The sequence below is a fragment of the Methylobacterium oryzihabitans genome, assembly GCF_004004555.2.
Classification (GTDB): domain Bacteria; phylum Pseudomonadota; class Alphaproteobacteria; order Rhizobiales; family Beijerinckiaceae; genus Methylobacterium; species Methylobacterium oryzihabitans.
This window is the reverse complement of sequence record NZ_SACP01000001.1, coordinates 526638-544219: the sequence shown is the minus strand read 5'-3', so window position 1 is coordinate 544219 and position 17582 is coordinate 526638. Positions and strand designations below refer to the sequence as shown.

The window sequence follows — 17582 nt, the reverse complement described above, 5'->3', positions numbered from 1 at the left end:
GTGCCGGCGCCCGGGCGGGGCCGCCGCCCGGGCGCGGCCGCGCCCGCGCCCCGCCGCCATCGCGCGTCCGGCCCGGCCGCCCGCGCCGGCACCGGCCGCCGGCGAGGTTGCGGGCCTCGTCCTCGTCGGCACCTCGACCGGCGGGCCGCCGGCCCTGGAGGCGCTGCTCGGTGGGCTGCCGGCGGACTTCCCCTGGCCGGTCGTGGTCGCCCAGCACATGCCGGCCCGCTTCACCGCCTCGCTGGCGCGGCGCCTCGACGGGCTGTGCGCCCTGACGGTGGCCGAGGTCTCGCGCCCGATGCCGCTGGCGCGGGGCCACGTCTATCTCGGGCAGGGCGACGCTGACGTGATCGTCGCCCGCCGCCCGGCCGGGCTCGTCGCCGCCCCGGCGCCCGCCCATCCCGACCATCCCTGGCACCCGAGCGTCGACCGCCTCGTCGCCTCGGCCCTCGACCTCCTGCCGCCGTCCCGGCTCGTCGGCGTGCTGATGACCGGCATGGGCCGCGACGGCGCCGCCGCCATGACGGACCTGCACCGGCGCGGCGGGCGCACCGTCGCGGAGGCCGAGGAGACCGCGGTGGTGTGGGGCATGCCGGGCGAGCTGGTCCGGGCCGGGGGCGCCGGGCGGGTCGTGCCCCTCGACGCCATCGCGGCCGAACTCGCGGGGCTGATCCCGTGAGGCCCGCCCTGCCGGAGCCGGTCACCGACGCGGATTTCGCGCGCCTGCGCGACTTCGTCTATCGCCGCACCGGCATCCCGCTCGCGCCGGCCCGGCGCTCCGCCATCGACCGGCGCCTCGCCGAGCGGATGGCGGCGACCGACTCGCGCTCGTTCGCGGCCTATTTCGCGCATCTGCGGGCCGGGCCCGGCGGCGAGGCGGAGGAGCTCGTCAACGCCATCACGGTCAACGAGACCTACTTCTTCCGCGAGGCCTACCAGTTGCGCTGCCTCACCGCGGAGCTGATGGACCGCGTCGTCGCCGGCCGTCCGGCCGGGGCGCCGCTGCGGATCTGGTCGCTGCCGTGCTCCACCGGCGAGGAGCCGTACTCGATCGCGATCTGGCTGCTGGAGCACTGGGCGTCGGTCGACCGCCACGAGATCGAGATCGTCGGGTCGGACATCGACACCCGGGCGCTCGCGGCGGCGCAGGCCGGACTCTACGGCGCGCGGGCCCTGACACGGCTGCCCCCCGACCTCGTCGCCCGCTACTTCGTGCGCGAGGCGGCGGCCCTCGGCGCGGGTTGGCGCCTGATCGGGCCGCTGCGCGGCTCGGTGCGGTTCGCGCCCTGCAACCTGATGGACGCCGCCGCGATGCGGGCCGAGGGCGCCTTCGACGTCGTGTTCTGCCGCAACGTGCTGATCTACTTCGACGACGCCTCCCGCCGGGTCGCGGCCGACCACCTCTACGACTGCCTGCGGCCGGGCGGCTTCCTGTGCCTCGGCCACAGCGAGTCGATGGCCCGGATCTCCCCGCGCTTCCGCGTCCGCCGCTTCGCCGACGCCGTCGTCTACCAGCGGCCGCCGGAGGGCGAGGATGTCTGAGTGCGGCCGTTCGACGACGAGAACCGACGCGAACCCACCCCCCTCTGCGCACGGCTGTCCGGGGAAAATTCCTTGTAAAATCAAACGCGGGATCCCCTCTCCCGAGTGGGAGAGGGGTAGGGGTGAGGGTGGAGACGGTTCCGCAACGACCCTGAACCGTCGAGCTGCGCGGCTCGACGCCAAGTGCTTCATCCTGAACCCGAGCCACCCTCACGCGGGATCTTCGATCCCCCGGCCCCTCTCCCACTCGGGAGAGGGGAGACGCGCCACTGCTTTTCCCCGGACAGCCCTACGCAGAGGGGAGAGGGCCGGCGCGCGGGGCCTCGGTAGCGGCCGGCCGAACATCCTCCCTCGCCCCGCCCCGCGGCGCCCGCCCGCTGGAGCCCGCCCGTGAACGACCTCGTCGAGCCCTTCGTCGCCGAGGCGCGCGAGCTGATCCAGGCCGCCACCGACGACCTGCTGGCGCTGGAGGCCGCCCCCGGCGACGGCGCGGCGGTGAACCGGGTATTTCGCGGCTTCCACACCCTCAAGGGATCGGTCGGCCTGTTCGACTGGCCGCCGCTGCTCGCCGTGCTGCACGCCGCCGAGGAAAGCCTGTCGGCGGCGCGCGCCGGCGCGCGGGCGGTCGATCCCGGCCTGATCGACCTGTGCCTGGAAACCCTCGACGCGGTCGCCCGCTGCACTGAGGCGATCGCCGGGAGCGGCGACCTGCCCGCGGGCTTCTCCGGGGAGGCGGCGCGCCTCGTCGCCCGCCACGGCGGGCCCTCCGCGCCGCCCGAGCCGGGACCGGCGAGCGCGCCGGAGGCCGGACCGGTCCCGGACTGGGCCACCGCCTTCGCCGCCGCGTCCGGCGACGCCGCGGCCGGCCTCGCCCGCGTCGCGGTGCGCTACCGGCCGCGCGCCGACTGCTTCTTCGCCGGCGACGACCCCCTCGGGCTGGTGCGCCGCCTGCCGGGCCTGACCGCGCTCGACCTCGCCCCGGCCGAGCCGTGGCCGGCGCCCGACCTCGCCGACGTCTTCGCCTGCAACCTCGTCGTCACCCTGCTGACCACCGATTCCCGCGAGGCGGTCGACGAGGTCTTCCGCCTCGTGCGCGATCAGGCGACGATCGTCACCCTGCCGGCGGCCTCCGCGGCAGCGCCCTCCGACGAGCCCGCGGGCGAGCCGGCCGCCGCCCCGCGCTCCCTGCGGGTGGACGCCGCCCGCATCGACGACCTCGCGGCCCTGGTCGGCGAGTTGGTGGTCGCCCGCAACGGGCTGGCGCATCTCGCCGCCCGCGCCGGCGAGGCGGGGGCCGAGGCCGGCTTCGCCCGGGCGCTGCGCGAGACCGATGCCCGCCTCGGCCGCCTCGCCGGCGCGCTGCACCGCGAGGTCGGCGCCCTGCGGCTGCTGCCCCTGGAGCGGATCTTCCGCCGCTTCGCCCGGCCGGTGCGCGAGATCGCCCGCGGCCTCGGCAAGGAGGTGGCGCTGACCACCGCCGGCGGCGGGACCGGGGCCGACCGTGCCGTGGTCGAGGGCCTGTTCGAGCCGCTGCTGCACGTGATCCGCAACGCCGTCGACCACGGCATCGAGCCGGCCGGCGAGCGGCGGCGCGCCGGCAAGCCGGAGGCCGGGCGGATCGCCCTGACCGCCGAGCGCCGGGGCGGCACGATCACGGTCTCGGTCGCCGACGACGGCCGCGGCATCGACCCCGAGCGGGTCCGCCGGCGGGCGCGGGAGCGCGGCCTGCTGCCGCCCGAGCGACTGGCCGCGATGGACGAGGCCGCGCTCCTCGACCTGATCTTCGCCCCGGGCTTCTCGACCGCCGAGCGGGTGGGCGACCTGTCCGGCCGCGGGGTCGGGCTCGACGCGGTGCGGACGGCCCTGGCCCGCCTCGGCGGCCGCGTCGCGGTCGAGACCCGGGCCGGAGCCGGCACCACGTTCCGCCTCGTCCTGCCGCCGACGGTGGCGCTGAGCCGCCTGCTGCTGGTGGAGGCGGGCGGCGAGACCTACGGCCTGCCGATCGAGGCGGTGACCGGGATCGTGCGGGTCGCCCGCGACCGGCTGAGCGCGCTCGGCTCCGGGCGGGCCACGATCCTGCGCGGGCGCACCGTGCCGGTGATCGGGCTCGCCGCGCGCCTCGGCCTCCCGGCCGGGGCGCCGGCCGCCGACGCGACCCTCGTGGTCCTCGCCGGGGGGATCGCGGTCGAGGTCGAGCGGGTCCGCGGCCATCTCGACACCGCCGTGCGCCCGCCCTCCGGCCTCCTCGCCGCCCTGCCGGACGTCGCCGGCACGACGGTGCTGGGCGACGGCCGCGTGCTAGTGGTGCTCGACCCCTCGGCACTGGAAGAGGGGGAGCGATGAGCGTGCGCCGGGAACCGGACCGGATCGTCCTCGACGGCGCCTGCCCGGTCGAGGATGCCGAGACGCTCGCCGCACTGCTCCTCGCCGAGCCGGGCCTGCCCGTCGATTGGACCGCCTGCGGGCGCCTGCACACCGCGGTGGTCCAGGTGCTGCTGCGGCTGGCGCCGCCCCTGCCCGGGCCCTGCGGCGATCCGTTCGTCGCCCGCTGGCTCGGCAGTCTTGCCAAGCAAGGAACCCCGGACGGTGCCGTCGATTAGCTCTTCACGCAGCGTAGCCGGAGACGCATAACGCCGGGAGCGTCCACCCCACCTTCGCCTGTTCCGGGATCCGATCCGTCCTCATGTCCGTCACCGTCCTCATCGTCGACGACAGCAAGCTCGCCCGCCTCGTCGCCGGCCGGCTGCTACGCCAGCTCAAGCCGGACTGGCAGGTGGTCGAGGCGGCGAACGCGGAGGCGGCGCTCGCGCTCGCCGGGGAGCACCCGATCGACGTCGCGCTCCTCGACTACAACATGCCGGGCCGCGACGGGCTCGACCTCGCCGCCGACCTGCGGGCGGCGCGGCCGGACCTGCCGATCGCGGTGATCTCGGCCAACATCCAGGACGAGGTCGTGGCCCGCGCCCGCAGCGTCGACGCGACCTTCCTGCCCAAGCCCCTCACCGAGGAGACGCTCGCCGGCTTCGTGTCGGGGGCCGCGCTGCGGCTGCGCCGGGGCGCCCGATGACCTCCGGCACGCTCGACCTGAGCGAGCTGCAGCAGGACGCCTTCACCGAACTGGTGAACATCGGCGTCAGCCGGGCGGCGGCGAGCCTGCGCAAGATGATCGGCGTGCAGGTGCTGCTCTCGGTGCCGTCGATCGAGATCGTGTCGCGCGCCGCCGCCGCGCGGCTGATCGGCGAGCGCGAGGCGTCCGATCTCGTCGTGGTCCAGCAGGCCTTCGAGGGCGCCTTCGCGGGGCAGGCCCTGCTGATCTTCCCGGTCGAGACCAGCCGCGAACTGGTGCGCGCCGTCGCCGGCGCCGAGCTGTCGCCGGACGAGGTCGCGGAACTCGAGGACGAGGCGCTCACCGAGACCGGCAACATCATCCTGAACGCCTGCCTCGCCACCATCGCCAACATGCTCCAGCGCACCCTGACCGTGTCGCTGCCGGAGGTGATCCGCGGCGACGGCGCGCGGGTGTTCCGGCCCGGCACCGGCGACGACGCGCTGGTGCTGTTCCTCTACATCAACTTCTCGGTGCGCGAGCGCGACATCCGCGGCTACATCGCGATGCTGATGGACCTGCCCGCCCTCGAGACCCTCAAGGGCCTGATCGACGAGTTCGTCGTCCGGTCGGTCGGCGACCTCGGCGAATGACGGCGGCGACGCCCGTCCGGCCGCGGGGCGCACCGGCATGACGGGGTCCGACGAGGGCGCGCGCCTCCCGGCCGAGGCCGTGGCGCGGGCGGTCGCGGCCCTGCGCCGGCATTCCGGGCCGTTCGGCACCGTGCTGGAGCGCACGCGCCAGCCGATGATCGTCACCGATCCCAGCCTGCCCGACAACCCGGTCGTGTTCGTCAACCCGGCCTTCCTCGCCCTCACGGGCTACGCCGCCGACGAGGTGCTCGGCCGCAACTGCCGCTATCTCCAGGGCCCCGGAACCGATCCGGCCTCCGTCGCGGCGATCCGCGCCGCGGTGGCGGCGGGGCGGGAGATCCGCACGACGCTGCTGAACTACCGCCGGGACGGCACCCCGTTCTGGAACGACCTGTTCCTGTGCCCGGTCCACGACGAGCACGGCCGGATCATCAACTTCTTCGCCTCGCTGCTCGACGTGTCGCGGGCCCGCGACGCCGACCACGCCCAGCGCCAGCTCGCCCTGACGCTCTCGGCCGCGGGCGTCGCCGGAACCTGGGACTGGGACATCGGCGGGACGCGGCTGCACGTCGACGAGCGCTTCGCGATCCTCAACGGCCTCGCCCGCCCGGTGCCCGAGGCGGGCATCCCGCCGGGATCGTTCTTCGCCGGGATCCATCCCCTCGACCGGACCCGCATCCGGCTCGCCGTCAGCGGCATCCTCAACGGGGCCGAGGTCTTCGACAAGGAATACCGCATCCAGACCGCCGACGGCGCGGTGCGCTGGGTCCATGCCCGCGGCCGGTGCCTCTACGGCGACGACGAGAGGCCGGTGCGCTTCACCGGGGTGCTGGTCGACATCACCGAGCAGAAGCGGATCGAGGAGCGGCTGCGCATCGCCCAGACCGCCGGGCGCGTCGGCAGCTTCGAGTACGTGCCGGGCTTCGCCACGGTCTCGGTGTCGCCGCAATACTGCAACCTGCTCGGCATCGTGCCGACCGGGACGCTGGCGGTCAGCGCGGTCAACGCCCTGGTGACGGAGGGCGACCCGCCGCTCCTCGACCCGGGCTCGCGCGAGGCCGGCGAGCTGCCCTACGCCGAGATGCGGGTGAACCTCGCCGACACCAGCGAGGTGCGCTGGCTCGCCCGGCGCGGCGAGGCGATCCGCGACAACGACGCCGCCGGCCTGCGCCATGTCGGGGTGATCTACGACGTGACCGCGACCAAGCGCTCCGAGGTCGCCCTGCGCGAGCTCAACGAGACGCTGGAGCAGCGGGTGCGCGAGGCGATCGCCGAGCGCGAGGAGGCCGAGGAGCAACTGCGCCAGTCGCAGAAGATGGAGGCGGTGGGCCAGCTCACCGGCGGCATCGCCCACGACTTCAACAACCTCCTCACCGGCATCGTCGGCGCCCTCGACCTGATGCAGACCCGCATCGACGAGGGCCGGATCGAGAATCTCGGCCGCTATGCCGGCCTCGCGATGTCCTCGGCCCAGCGCGCGGCGGCGCTCACCCACCGGCTGCTCGCCTTCTCCCGCCGCCAGCCGCTCGAGGCGCGGCCCGTCGAGGTCAACCGCCTCGTCGGCTCGATGGACGACCTGCTGCGCCGCACCCTCGGCGAGCGCGTCCACCTGGAGGTGGTGGTGGCCGGCGGCCTGTGGCTGACCCTGTGCGACCCCAACCAGCTCGAGAACGCGGTCCTCAACCTCGCGATCAACGCCCGCGACGCGATGCCCGACGGCGGGCGGCTGACGATCGAGACCGCCAACGCCCATCTCGACGACGCCTACGCCGCCCGCGAGATCGGCCTGCGCGCCGGGCAGTACGTGTGCCTGGGCGTGACCGACACCGGCACCGGCATGCCGCCGGAGGTGATCGCCCGCGCCTTCGATCCGTTCTTCACCACCAAGCCGCTGGGCCAGGGCACCGGGCTCGGCCTGTCGATGATCTACGGCTTCGCCAAGCAGTCCGAGGGCAACGTCAAGATCTATTCCGAGGCCGGCCAGGGCACGACGGTGAAGCTCTACCTGCCGCGCTACCGCGGCGTGATCGAGGAGCCGGTCGAGGTCCGGGGCGCCGCGCCGCGGGCCGAGCGCGGCGAGACCGTCCTGGTGGTCGAGGACGACCCCACCGTCCGCACCCTGGTGGTCGAGGTGCTGCACGAACTCGGCTACCGCACCCTGGAGGCCGCGGACGGCGCCGCGGGCCTGCGCTGCCTGCAATCGGACGCCCATCTCGACCTGCTGGTCACCGATGTCGGGCTGCCGGGCCTCAACGGCCGCCAGCTCGCCGAGATGGGCCTCGCGCTCCGGCCCGGCCTCAAGGTGCTGTTCATGACCGGCTACGCCGAGAACGCCGCCTTCGGCAACGGCCATCTCGGCCCCGGCATGCCGATGATCACCAAGCCGTTCCCGGTCGAGGGCCTCGCGACCAAGATCCGGTCGATCATCGAGGGGTGAGACGGAATCCGGAAGATTGCTTCCGGATTCCGTCTCATCAGCCCGCGCGGCGCAGAGCAAAGCTCTGCGCGCACCTGAGCGGAGTCGAGTTCCGCATCGCGCCACAGCATTTTCCGACGAAGTGGATGCCGGTTCGTCGAGACAATGCGGCAAGATCGAAGACCTCGAGAAGCTTCGCGATGGCAGCGCGATCGTGACGTGCTCCAGCGATTCCTGCGGTCGCCTGAAGCGATCCCGCAGGGATCGCCGAGCGATCTCGCAGGGATCGCCGAGCGATCCGTCGACAATCGGAGGCCCAGGGCCGGCATCCTCAGCGCCCGCGGACCTCGGGCAACGCCGCTCGCTCCCACCCGGTCGCCCCTGCCCCAGAGGCCCGTTCGGCGGACCATCGGATCGTGTGCGCGTCGGTCGCGGCGTCGATGGCTTGGACAGGGCGATATCTGCACCACATCCGTCGTATGACTTGCCAACTCGGACGATCATCAAGGCCTCTCCGGCAAACGGCAAGTTCGGCCTAGTAAGGTCCGGCTGCGAGCGCCGTGACGAATCTGCCACGGACGTTCGGTGTCTGATCTGCGGCGGATGCCGGCCCTGGCGCCCCGCACCGGATGTGATAGAAAAAATCCAGTGGGAACAATAGTTTAGTGTCATTCTAAACAGCGCCATCGCCCGGCCCGGCAGATCTGCCCGAGGCCGCGGAGACGCTTGGGCCGAGGGTTGAAGTATGCGTGCACGTCATCGCGCCACGAACCTGCGCAGGGGGCTGCGCACCGTCCTGCTCGGCGGGCTCCCGCTGGCGGGCCTCGGCCTGCCGGCGCTCGCCCAGGAGGCGACGCCGCCGCGGGCCGGGGCCGCCGGCGGCACGATCCAGCTCGAGGAGATCGACGTCGCCGGACAGGGTCGCGGCGGGGCGGGCGGAGTCGTGGTCCGCCGCGAGGATCCGCGCGGCCCGGTCGACGGCTACGTCGCCAAGCGCACCCTGACCTCGACCAAGACCGACACCCCGCTGATCGAGACCCCGCAATCGGTGACGGTCATCAGCCGCGAGCAGATCGACACGATCAAGCCGCAGCAGGTCGCCGACATCCTCAACTACTCGGCCGGCGCCTTCGGCAACACCTTCGGGCCCGATCCGCGGGTCGACTTCTTCCTGATCCGCGGCTTCAACACCAACGACACCGGCCTGTACCGGGACGGGCTGCAGCTCTTCAACTACGGCTTCGCGACCTACAAGGTCGACCCGTTCGCGCTGGAGCGCATCGACGTGCTGCGCGGCCCGGCCGCGGTGCTGTTCGGCCAGGGCGGCCCCGGCGGCATCGTCAACCTCATCAGCAAGAAGCCGACGACCGAGCCGTTCAACTATGTCGAGGCCGGCGGCGGCTCGTTCGGCCAGAAGTACCTCGCCTTCGACCTCAACGGCCCGGCCGACAAGGAGGGCCACTGGTTCTACCGCCTGACCGGCATCGGCCGTCAGGGCGGCACCCAGGTCGACGGCCTCGACGAGAACCGCGGCTACATCGCCCCGACCTTCACCTACAGGCCGGACGGCGCCACCACCTTCACCTTCCTGTCGAGCGTCCAGTACGACGATACCGGCCGCCTGAACGCCTTCCTGCCCTATTACGGCACGGTGCGGCCGACGGTGCTCGGCCTGCGCATCCCGCGCCGCGACAACGTCTCGGACCCGGGCAACAACACCTACCGGCGTACCCAGTTCAACGTCGGCTACGAGTTCGAGCACGTCTTCGACGAGACCTGGACCTTCCGGCAGAACCTGCGCTACGCCTACACCGAATCGCTCGACGACGCGTTCCTCGGCGGCCTGTTCGGGCTGTCGGGCCTCGGCTACGCCGACGCGAACCAGACCCAGATCTCGCGCTACCGCTTCCGCGCCACCTCGCGCGCCGGCCTGTTCAACGTCGACAACCAGGCGGTGGCCCGCTTCAGCGACGGCCTGTTCGGCCACACCGTGCTGATGGGCCTGGACTACAAGAACTTCCAGCTCAACGACAACAACGCCACCGGCGGCTTCGGTGCCCAGACCGTCGCGCCGTTCAACATCCTGGCGCCGAACTACAACGCGCCCTCGGTCCCGGTCGCGCCCTACCTCGTCAACTACGACGTGTTCCAGCAGCTCGGCGTCTACCTCCAGGACCAGATCAAGGTCACGCCCGAGCTGACCCTGGTCCTGTCTGGCCGCGGCGACTTCACCTCGAACGAGGTCAACAACCGGCTGGCCAGCACCACGACGCGGCAATCCGCCAACGCCTTCACCAGCCGCGTCGGGCTGATCTACAACTTCGACTTCGGGCTGGCGCCCTACGTCAGCTACGCGAGCTTCTTCAACCCGCAGGTCGGCACCAACTTCTTCAGCCAGCCGTTCAAGCCGACGACCGGCGACCAGTACGAGGTCGGCGTCAAGTACGAGATCCCGGGCGCCAACGCGGTCCTGACGCTCGCCGCCTTCGACCTCGCGCTGGCCAACACCCTGACGGTCGATCCGACCAACCTCCTCAACCAGCTTCAGCTCGGCGAGACCCGCTCGCGCGGGTTCGAGGCGCAGCTCGTCGCCGCCGTCACCCCGGACCTCAACGTTATCGGCTCGTTCACGACCTACAACCTGGAGATCGTCCGGGGCGACATCGGCACGATCGGCCGGACCCCGACCAACGTGCCCGAGACCCTCGCCTCGGTCTTCGCCGACTACACCATCCCGACCGGGGACTGGGCCGGGTTCGGCTTCGGCGGCGGCGCCCGCTACGTCGGCCGCTCCTTCGCCGACGTGTCCAACACCCTGACGGTGCCGGAGCGGGTGCTGTTCGACGCGGTGGTCCATTACAGCCGCAACAACTGGCGCGCGGCGATCAACGTCGCCAACCTGCTCGACAAGCGCTTCGTCTCGGCCTGCCAGTCGGTCACCGCCTGCTTCTACGGCGAGGAGCGCCGGGTCACCGCGAGCCTCAGCTACAAGTGGTAGGCTGGTCGCTCCCGGCCCGGGCGGCCCCCGCCCGGCTCGGGCCGCTGGTCCCGTTCTTCTGCCTTGCCGTCACGTTCGGGACCACGCTGGGCTTCCTGGCGTCCGGCGCGCCGCTGATCCTGCGGGTGCGGGGGATCGAGCTGGCGCAGGTCGGCCTGCTCCAGCTCATCAACCTGCCGGTCGGGCTCACCTTCCTGTGGGCGGTGGTGGTCGATCGTGTCCGCCTGCCCGGCCTGCCGCACCGCATCGGCTGGATCGCGGTCATGCAGGCGGCGGGCATCGCCCTGCTGGTGCTGCTGAGCGCCGGCGAGCGCTGGCCGCTTTCCGCCCTGTTCGGGCTCGCGGTGGCGACGAGCCTGTGCGTCGCCACCATGGACGTCGCCCTCGAGGCCCTGGTGGTCGAGACCGTGCCGGCGCAGAGCCGGACCGACGTCGCGGCGGCGAAGTTCTGCGGCGCCTCCCTCGGCGGCATCCTCGGCGCCGGCGTGCTGGTGGCGCGCTACGACGTCCTCGGCTGGCACGCCGCCCTGCTCGTCGTCGCCGGCCTCAACCTCGCCTGCCTGCTGCCGGTCCTGCGCTACCCGGAGGCGCGGCTGCGCCGGGCGCGGCCGGCCGATTCCGCCGCGCCCGGAACCGCGCGCTTCGGGCGCCTGCGGGCGCTGGCCAGCCGGATCGCCGTCCTCGGCGGCTACTTCGCCGCCCTGTCGCTGCTCGGTGGCTTCAACAACCTCGCCCTGCTCGATCTCGGCCTGCCGCTGGCGCAGGTCGGCCTCGTCACCGGCACCGCCTCGCCGCTGATCGGCCTCGTGATGGCGGCGCTGTCGGGCGCCCTCGTGCGCCGCTTCGGCACCGTGCCGCTCATCACCGTCTCGGCCATCGGCGCCGCCGCGGCCGGCGGCGCGATGGCGGCGGCGAGCCTCGCCGGGTCGGTGCCGCTGGCGGTCGCCGCGACTCTGTTCGGCCTCGTCTGCGGCGGCGGTCTCGGTGTACCGGTCTTCGCCATGATCTACCGCTGGGCGCAGGGCCCGCTGCCCGCCACCGATTACGCGCTGCTGTTCGGCGCGGCATTCTTCGCCGCGATGCCGGTGCGGGTCGCCGCCCCGGCGCTCGCCGGCGCGCTCGGCTGGCCAGCCTATTTCGTCGTCGCGGTCGTCGCCTACGCTCTCGCCTTCGCGGTCCTGCGCCGGGCGATCGCCCGCACGCTCGCCGCCGACCGGAAGGCGGGCGCGGCGTGACCGGCGCACGGACCCTGACCGAGGCCGTCGCGGCGCGGCTGCCGCCGTCGCTGGCGACCTACGGCACCCGGGTCGCGGTCGGCCCCTGCGGCGCGGACGCCTGCCCGGCCGCCTGCCTGCGCGACCCCGCCCGCCTCGACCGCATCCTGGCCGGCTTCGGTGCTGCTTACGCCCCGGAGGGCGCGCCGCCCGACCGTCGCTCGCTGGTGTCGCTGTGGTCGCAGACCTGGCTCGCCGCCCTGGTCATCCCGTCCGCCACCGCGCTGGTCTGCCTCGGCCGGGCCCTGCCGGTCGCCCTCGACGCGGTGGCGTTCGAGCTCGACGGCGCCCACGCCCTCGCGCGCTTCGTGTTGCCCGCCGAGGCCCCGGCGCGGGGCGGCTTCGCGGGCCTCGTCGACGACCACCTCGACCCGTTCATCGGCCTGTGCGCCGCCGCGACCGGGATCTCGCCCCGCGCCCTGTGGGGCAATGCCGGGGTGATGCTCGACGTCACGGTGAGCGAACTCGCCGCCTCCGGCCCAGTCCTGCCCGGCCCGGCGGCGGAGGTCGCCGCGCTGCTCGGCCGGCACTCGTCGGACTCGCACTCATCGGACCGGTCTCCCTGCGCCGCCGCGCCGGACTGCCCGCTGGCGCGCACCTTCCGGGGTCCCGGCCGCCCGCGGCGGGTCTGCTGCCTGCGCTACCGCCTGCCGGGCGTCCCCTCCTGCGGCGCCCTTTGCCCCGCCGACCCCGGCCCCGCCCAACCCCAGACCGAAACGCCATGCTGAAGGCCTTCCTCGCCTATTACCGGCCGCACCGGACCCTCTTTCTGGTCGATTTCGGCTGCGCGGTGCTCGCCGGCCTGCTCGAACTCGGCTTCCCGATGGCCGTGAAGGCGTTCGTCGACGTGCTGCTGCCGCGCCAGGACTGGGGCCTGATCCTGGTCGCCGCCGCCGGGCTCGCCGTCGCCTACGCCCTCAGCGCCGGGCTGATGGTGGTGGTGACCTACTGGGGTCACGTGCTCGGCATCAACATCGAGACCGAGATGCGCCGGCGCGCCTTCGACCATCTCCAGAAGCTGTCGTTCCGGTTCTACGACGGCCAGAAGACCGGCCACCTCGTCGCCCGGGTCACCCGCGACCTGGAGGAGATCGGCGAGGTCGCCCATCACGGCCCCGAGGACCTGTTCATCGCCGTGATGACGCTGGTCGGCGCCTTCGCGCTGATGTTCTGGGTCCACCCGCCGCTCGCCCTGATGACCGCCGTGATCGTGCCGCTGATCGCGGTGGTGACGCTGCGCTACGGCGGGCGCATGACCCGCAACTGGCAGGCGCAGTACGGCCGGGTCGGCGACTTCAACGCCCGAATCGAGGAGAATGTCGGCGGCATCCGGGTAGTGAAGGCGTTCGCCAACGAGGCGCACGAGCGGCGGCTGTTCGCCCGCGACAACCAGCTCTACCGCGAGACCAAGCTCGACGCCTACCGCATCATGGCGGCGGGCCAGACCCTGAGCTATCTCGGCCTGCGGCTGGTCCAGATCGTCGTGCTGCTCGGCGGCGCCGCCTTCGTGGTCCGGGGCGACCTGTCGCCCGGCGGCTTCGTCGGCTTCCTGCTCCTCGTCGGCGTGTTCTACCGCCCGCTGGAGAAGATCGGCGCGGTGATGGAGACCTATCCGCGCGGCGTCGCCGGCTTCCGCCGCTTCCAGGCGCTGCTGGCCATCGAGCCCGACATCGTCGACCGCCCGGGCGCCGTCCCGGCCCCGCCGCTGCGCGGCGAGATCCGGTTCGAGGGCGTCGGCTTCGGCTACGAGCCCGACCGGCCGGTCCTGTCGGGGATCGACCTCGCGGTGCGGGCCGGCGAGACGGTGGCCTTCGTCGGGCCCTCGGGCGCCGGCAAGACCACCCTGTGCTCGCTGGTGCCGCGCTTCTACGACGTCGATCGCGGCCGCATCGCGATCGACGGGCTCGACATCCGCGACGTCACCCTCGCGTCGCTCCGCGGCCAGATCGGCATCGTGCAGCAGGACGTGTTCCTGTTCGCCGGCACGATCCGGGAGAACATCGCGTATGGCCGCCTGGATGCCGGCGAGGACGAGATCCGCGAGGCCGCCCGCCGCGCCCGGCTCGGCGCCCTCATCGACGCGCTGCCGGAAGGCCTCGACACGGTGATCGGCGAGCGCGGCGTCAAGCTGTCGGGCGGGCAGAAGCAGCGCCTCGCCATCGCGAGAATCTTCCTGAAGAACCCGCCGATCCTGATCCTCGACGAGGCGACCTCGGCCCTCGACGCCGAGACCGAGCGCGAGATTCACCTCGCGCTCACCGAACTCGCCGAGGGCCGCACCACCCTCGTCATCGCCCACCGCCTCGCCACGATCCGCCACGCCGACCGCATCGTCGTGGTGGCCGAGGGCGGCATCCTGGAGGAGGGCCGCCACGAGGACCTGCTCGCCGCCGGCGGCGCCTACCGGCGCCTCCACCTCGCCCAGTCCCTCGACATCCGGCCGGAGCCGGGGATCGTCGCGGCGGAGTGATACCAACGGTCGTTGAAAACGACCTTTGGTTCCGTTCTCGAATTTTCGTCAAGCCTTTGGCTTGGCATCGAAAATTCGAGATGGATCAATGGTCCGATGCGTCAGCATCTTGGGCCATTGGTATGAGCGACCGGAAACGGTATCACTCCCGGTACGCCGGCTCCTCGGCGTCGAGGGTCCGGCGCAGGCTGAGCAGGTGCAGGCGGGCCGATTCCGGGTCGCCCTCGCGCATCTGGCGCGCGGCGGCCTCAGCGATCGCTGTCGGCACCGGGATCACCGGGCGGCCGGTCGAGAGGGCGAGCACCTGCACCTGGGCGGCGCGCTCGAGGTAGTACAGGTCGTCCCACGCCTCCGCGATCGTCGGGGCCAGCACCATCACCCCGTGGTGCTTCATGAACACGATGTCGGCCTCGCCCACCGTGCCGGCGATGCGGTCGCCCTCGCGCTCGTCGAGGGCGAGCCCGTTGTAGTCGCGGTCGAAGGCGGTGCGGCCGTAGAACTTCAGCGCCGTCTGCCCGGCGAAGATCAGCGGCTCGCCCTCGGTCATGGTGAGAGCGGTGGCGTAGGGCATGTGGGTGTGGAACGCGACCCGGGCGCGCGGCACCGCCTTGTGGATGCGGGCGTGGATGTAGAACGCCGTCGCCTCCGGCGCGCCCTCGCCCGCCACGACGTTGCCGTGGAGATCGCAGACCAGCAGCTTCGAGGCGGTGAGTTCGCGGAAGGCGTAGCCGTAGGGGTTGACGAGGAAGAGGTCGTCGTAGCCCGGCACCATCGCCGAGAAGTGGTTGCAGATCCCCTCCTCGAAGCCGAGGCGGGCCGCCATGCGGAAGCAGGCGGCGAGATCCTCGCGCGCCCGGCGGACCTCGTCTCCGTCGAGATCCGGCTGGTTCGGTCCGGCGGCGGTGCCGGGGCGGTGGCCGAGGGAATGCGCCATGGGGGTCTCGCGTCGCGGATCGTGTCCGCGAGGCTAGCCCCAGGGGCACGCCGCCGCTACTCGCCGATGCCGAAAAGCTTCTCCAGGAAGTTGCGGTCCTCCGGGCTCGGCCCGCGCCGCGGCGCCGGGCGGGGAGGGGAGGGCGCAGCGTCGCCGTTGATGAGCCCGTCGATCAGGGTGCCGAGGCTCGGCGGCTCGGCCGAGGCCGAGGCGACCGCGGCCGGGCCGCGGCGCCAGCGGGCGGCGCCCGGCAGGGCGACCGGCTTGTCGGCCTTCAGCGCCTCGGTCATGAAGCGGTCCCACACCTCCAGCGGCAGGTTGCCGCCGGTGACGCGCTTGGTCGATTCGCCGTCGTCGTTGCCGAGCCAGACCCCGGTGACGAGGGTGCCGGAGAAGCCGACGAACCACGCATCGCGAAAATCCTGGCTGGTGCCGGTCTTGCCGGCGAGCTCCCAGCCGGGGATGTCGCCCTTCTTGGCCGTGCCGCTGACGAAGACCTCGTGCATCATCGCGTTCATCATCCCGACGGCGTTCGGGTCGATGACCCGGCCGAGCCCGCCGGGATTGCGCTTGTAGATCACCTTGCCGGCGACCGTCTTCACGCTGCTGATGACGTAGGGGATCACCCCGGTGCCGCCGTTGGCGAAGGCCGCGTAGGCGCCGACCAGCTCCATCGGCGTCACCTCCGAGGTGCCGAGCGCGATCGAGGCGTTGGCCTGGAGCGGCGAGGCGATGCCGAGGCGCTGGGCGGTCTGCACCACCGCCTTCGGGCCGACCTCCATGCCGAGGCGCACCGCCACGGTGTTGAGCGAATGGGCCAGCGCATCGCGCAAGGTCACGGGGCCGGAATAGGAGCGGGTGTAGTTCTCCGGGCTCCAGCCCTTGATCGAGAGCGGCGCGTCCTCCCGCACCGTGTCGGGGGTGAGGCCGCGCTCGATCGCCGTGAGGTAGACGAACGGCTTGAACGACGAGCCCGGCTGGCGCTTGGCGGTGGTGGCGCGGTTGAACTGGCTCAGGGCGTAGTCGCGCCCGCCGATCAGCGCCCGGATCGCCCCGTCCGGCTTCATCGACACCAGCGCGCCCTGGCCGACGGCGAACCGCTGGCCCTTCTGGGTCAGCTCGTCCACCAGCGCCCGCTCGGCGAAGCCCTGAAGTTTCGTGTCGACGGTGGTCTGGACCGCGATGTCGGTCTCGATCGTGCCGACGAAGTCGTCGAGCACGTCCATCACGAGGTCGGCGACGTAGTTCGCCGAGCCGCCATTGGCCGCTCGCGCCGGCTTGGCCGGGCTCGCCAGCGCGACCTGCACGTCGCCGGTCTTGGCGAAGCCGAGTTCCTGCATCGCCGCCAGCACCTGGGCGGCCCGGGCCTGCGCGGCCGGCAGGTTGCGGTTGGGCGCCAGCCGCGACGGCGCCTGGACGAGGCCGCCGAGCATCGCCGCCTCGGCCAGCGTCACGTTCTTGGCGGGCTTGGCGAAGTAGCGCTGCGCAGCCGCCTCGACGCCGTAGGCGCCGGCGCCGAAATAGACCCGGTTGAGGTAGAGTTCGAGGATCTCGTCCTTGGTGTAGGTGTGCTCCAGCCACAGCGCCAGGATCGCCTCCTGGATCTTGCGCGAGGCGGTGCGCTCCTGGGTCAGAAAGAGGTTCTTGGCGAGCTGCTGGGTCAGGGTCGAGCCGCCCTGGGCGACGCCGCGGCGGGTCAGGTTCTGGCCGATGGCGCGGGCGATGCCGATCGGGTCGATGCCGAAATGGCCGTAGAAGCGCCGGTCCTCGATCGCCACGAAGGCCCGCGGCAGATAGGGCGGCAATTCCTTGATGCTCACCGTGCGGCCGCCGGTCTCGCCGCGGTTGGCGAGCAGCGAGCCGTCGCTCGCCAGGATCGCGATGTTGGGCGGGCGCTTGGGCACCGCGAGCTGGTCGATCGGCGGCAGTTGCGAGGCGTGGTAGGCGACGAGGCCCGCGACCGCCACGAGGGCCCACAGGCCGAGCACGACGGTGCCGTAGGCGAGGCGCCCGAGGACCGAGCGTCGGCGCCGCGCCGGCTTGGTCGCTCGCTTCGGCGATGCGCCCGAGGATCTGCCCGCCTTCGCCACCTCGCCCCCCGCACGCTCGCCGCGCGACAGGCGCAGGTCGAGCGTCGCGGGATCCGGGCGCTCTCCGCCGTCGAATCTCGGCTCGACCCGCCCGCCGCGCTCGCGTCCCTTCGCCATCGCCTCGCAATCCTTCGCCCGGATCGGGCGCCGGATCGTGAA

At 72.8% G+C, this 17582-nt stretch carries 13 protein-coding genes; 11 read left to right on the top strand and 2 right to left on the bottom strand.

Translation table 11 applies throughout. The annotated features are described in order from the left end of the window. The 11 genes from EOE48_RS02530 to EOE48_RS02480 all read left to right on the top strand — a co-directional run. On the top strand, window positions 1-679 hold a 679-nt coding region (locus EOE48_RS02530), incomplete at its 5' end, for a CheB methylesterase domain-containing protein (protein ID WP_148239775.1). Beyond that, on the top strand, window positions 676-1542 hold the full coding sequence (locus EOE48_RS02525) for a CheR family methyltransferase (RefSeq protein ID WP_127727180.1): 867 nt from the start codon (window positions 676-678) through the stop codon (window positions 1540-1542). The genes EOE48_RS02530 and EOE48_RS02525, both read left to right, overlap by 4 nt. Before the next feature lie 390 nt (window positions 1543-1932). Then, window positions 1933-3885: a chemotaxis protein CheA gene (locus EOE48_RS02520; protein ID WP_127727179.1), complete on the top strand. Its 1953-nt coding sequence runs from the start codon at window positions 1933-1935 to the stop codon at window positions 3883-3885. Further along, window positions 3882-4142 (top strand): hypothetical protein, encoded by a 261-nt coding sequence (locus EOE48_RS02515; protein ID WP_127727178.1) that lies wholly within the window; start codon window positions 3882-3884, stop codon window positions 4140-4142. The genes EOE48_RS02520 and EOE48_RS02515 overlap by 4 nt, the downstream gene beginning before the upstream one ends. A gap of 83 nt (window positions 4143-4225) precedes the next feature. Continuing rightward, complete coding sequence (locus EOE48_RS02510) at window positions 4226-4609, top strand: response regulator (protein WP_127727177.1); 384 nt, start codon at window positions 4226-4228, stop codon at window positions 4607-4609. Beyond that, a complete protein-coding gene (locus tag EOE48_RS02505; protein ID WP_127727176.1) occupies window positions 4606-5241 on the top strand; it encodes a chemotaxis protein CheX in 636 nt (211 codons plus the stop codon). The genes EOE48_RS02510 and EOE48_RS02505 overlap by 4 nt, the downstream gene beginning before the upstream one ends. A gap of 37 nt (window positions 5242-5278) precedes the next feature. Beyond that, the gene (locus tag EOE48_RS02500) at window positions 5279-7678 is read left to right on the top strand and encodes a hybrid sensor histidine kinase/response regulator (protein WP_127727175.1); all 2400 of its coding nucleotides are present in this window, start codon (window positions 5279-5281) and stop codon (window positions 7676-7678) included. 724 nt (window positions 7679-8402) lie between these two features. Further along, window positions 8403-10655, top strand: coding sequence for a TonB-dependent siderophore receptor (locus EOE48_RS02495; RefSeq protein ID WP_127727174.1), 2253 nt, complete (start codon window positions 8403-8405; stop codon window positions 10653-10655). After that, entirely contained in the window at window positions 10649-11890 is a 1242-nt protein-coding gene (locus EOE48_RS02490) for an MFS transporter (protein ID WP_127727173.1), read from the top strand. The genes EOE48_RS02495 and EOE48_RS02490 overlap by 7 nt, the downstream gene beginning before the upstream one ends. After that, window positions 11887-12657: a siderophore-iron reductase FhuF gene (gene fhuF, locus EOE48_RS02485; protein WP_246153900.1), complete on the top strand. Its 771-nt coding sequence runs from the start codon at window positions 11887-11889 to the stop codon at window positions 12655-12657. The genes EOE48_RS02490 and fhuF overlap by 4 nt, the downstream gene beginning before the upstream one ends. Continuing rightward, entirely contained in the window at window positions 12651-14399 is a 1749-nt protein-coding gene (locus tag EOE48_RS02480) for an ABC transporter ATP-binding protein (RefSeq protein WP_127727172.1), read from the top strand. Before fhuF ends, EOE48_RS02480 begins: the two co-directional genes overlap by 7 nt. A gap of 142 nt (window positions 14400-14541) precedes the next feature. On the opposite strand, the gene EOE48_RS02475 is transcribed toward EOE48_RS02480, so the two are convergent. Together EOE48_RS02475 and EOE48_RS02470 are read right to left on the bottom strand one after the other, a co-directional pair. After that, a complete protein-coding gene (locus EOE48_RS02475; RefSeq protein ID WP_127727171.1) occupies window positions 14542-15333 on the bottom strand; it encodes an aldolase in 792 nt (263 codons plus the stop codon). A gap of 56 nt (window positions 15334-15389) precedes the next feature. Next, window positions 15390-17540 (bottom strand): transglycosylase domain-containing protein, encoded by a 2151-nt coding sequence (locus EOE48_RS02470; RefSeq protein WP_127727170.1) that lies wholly within the window; start codon window positions 17538-17540, stop codon window positions 15390-15392. Window positions 17541-17582: the final 42 nt, after the last annotated feature.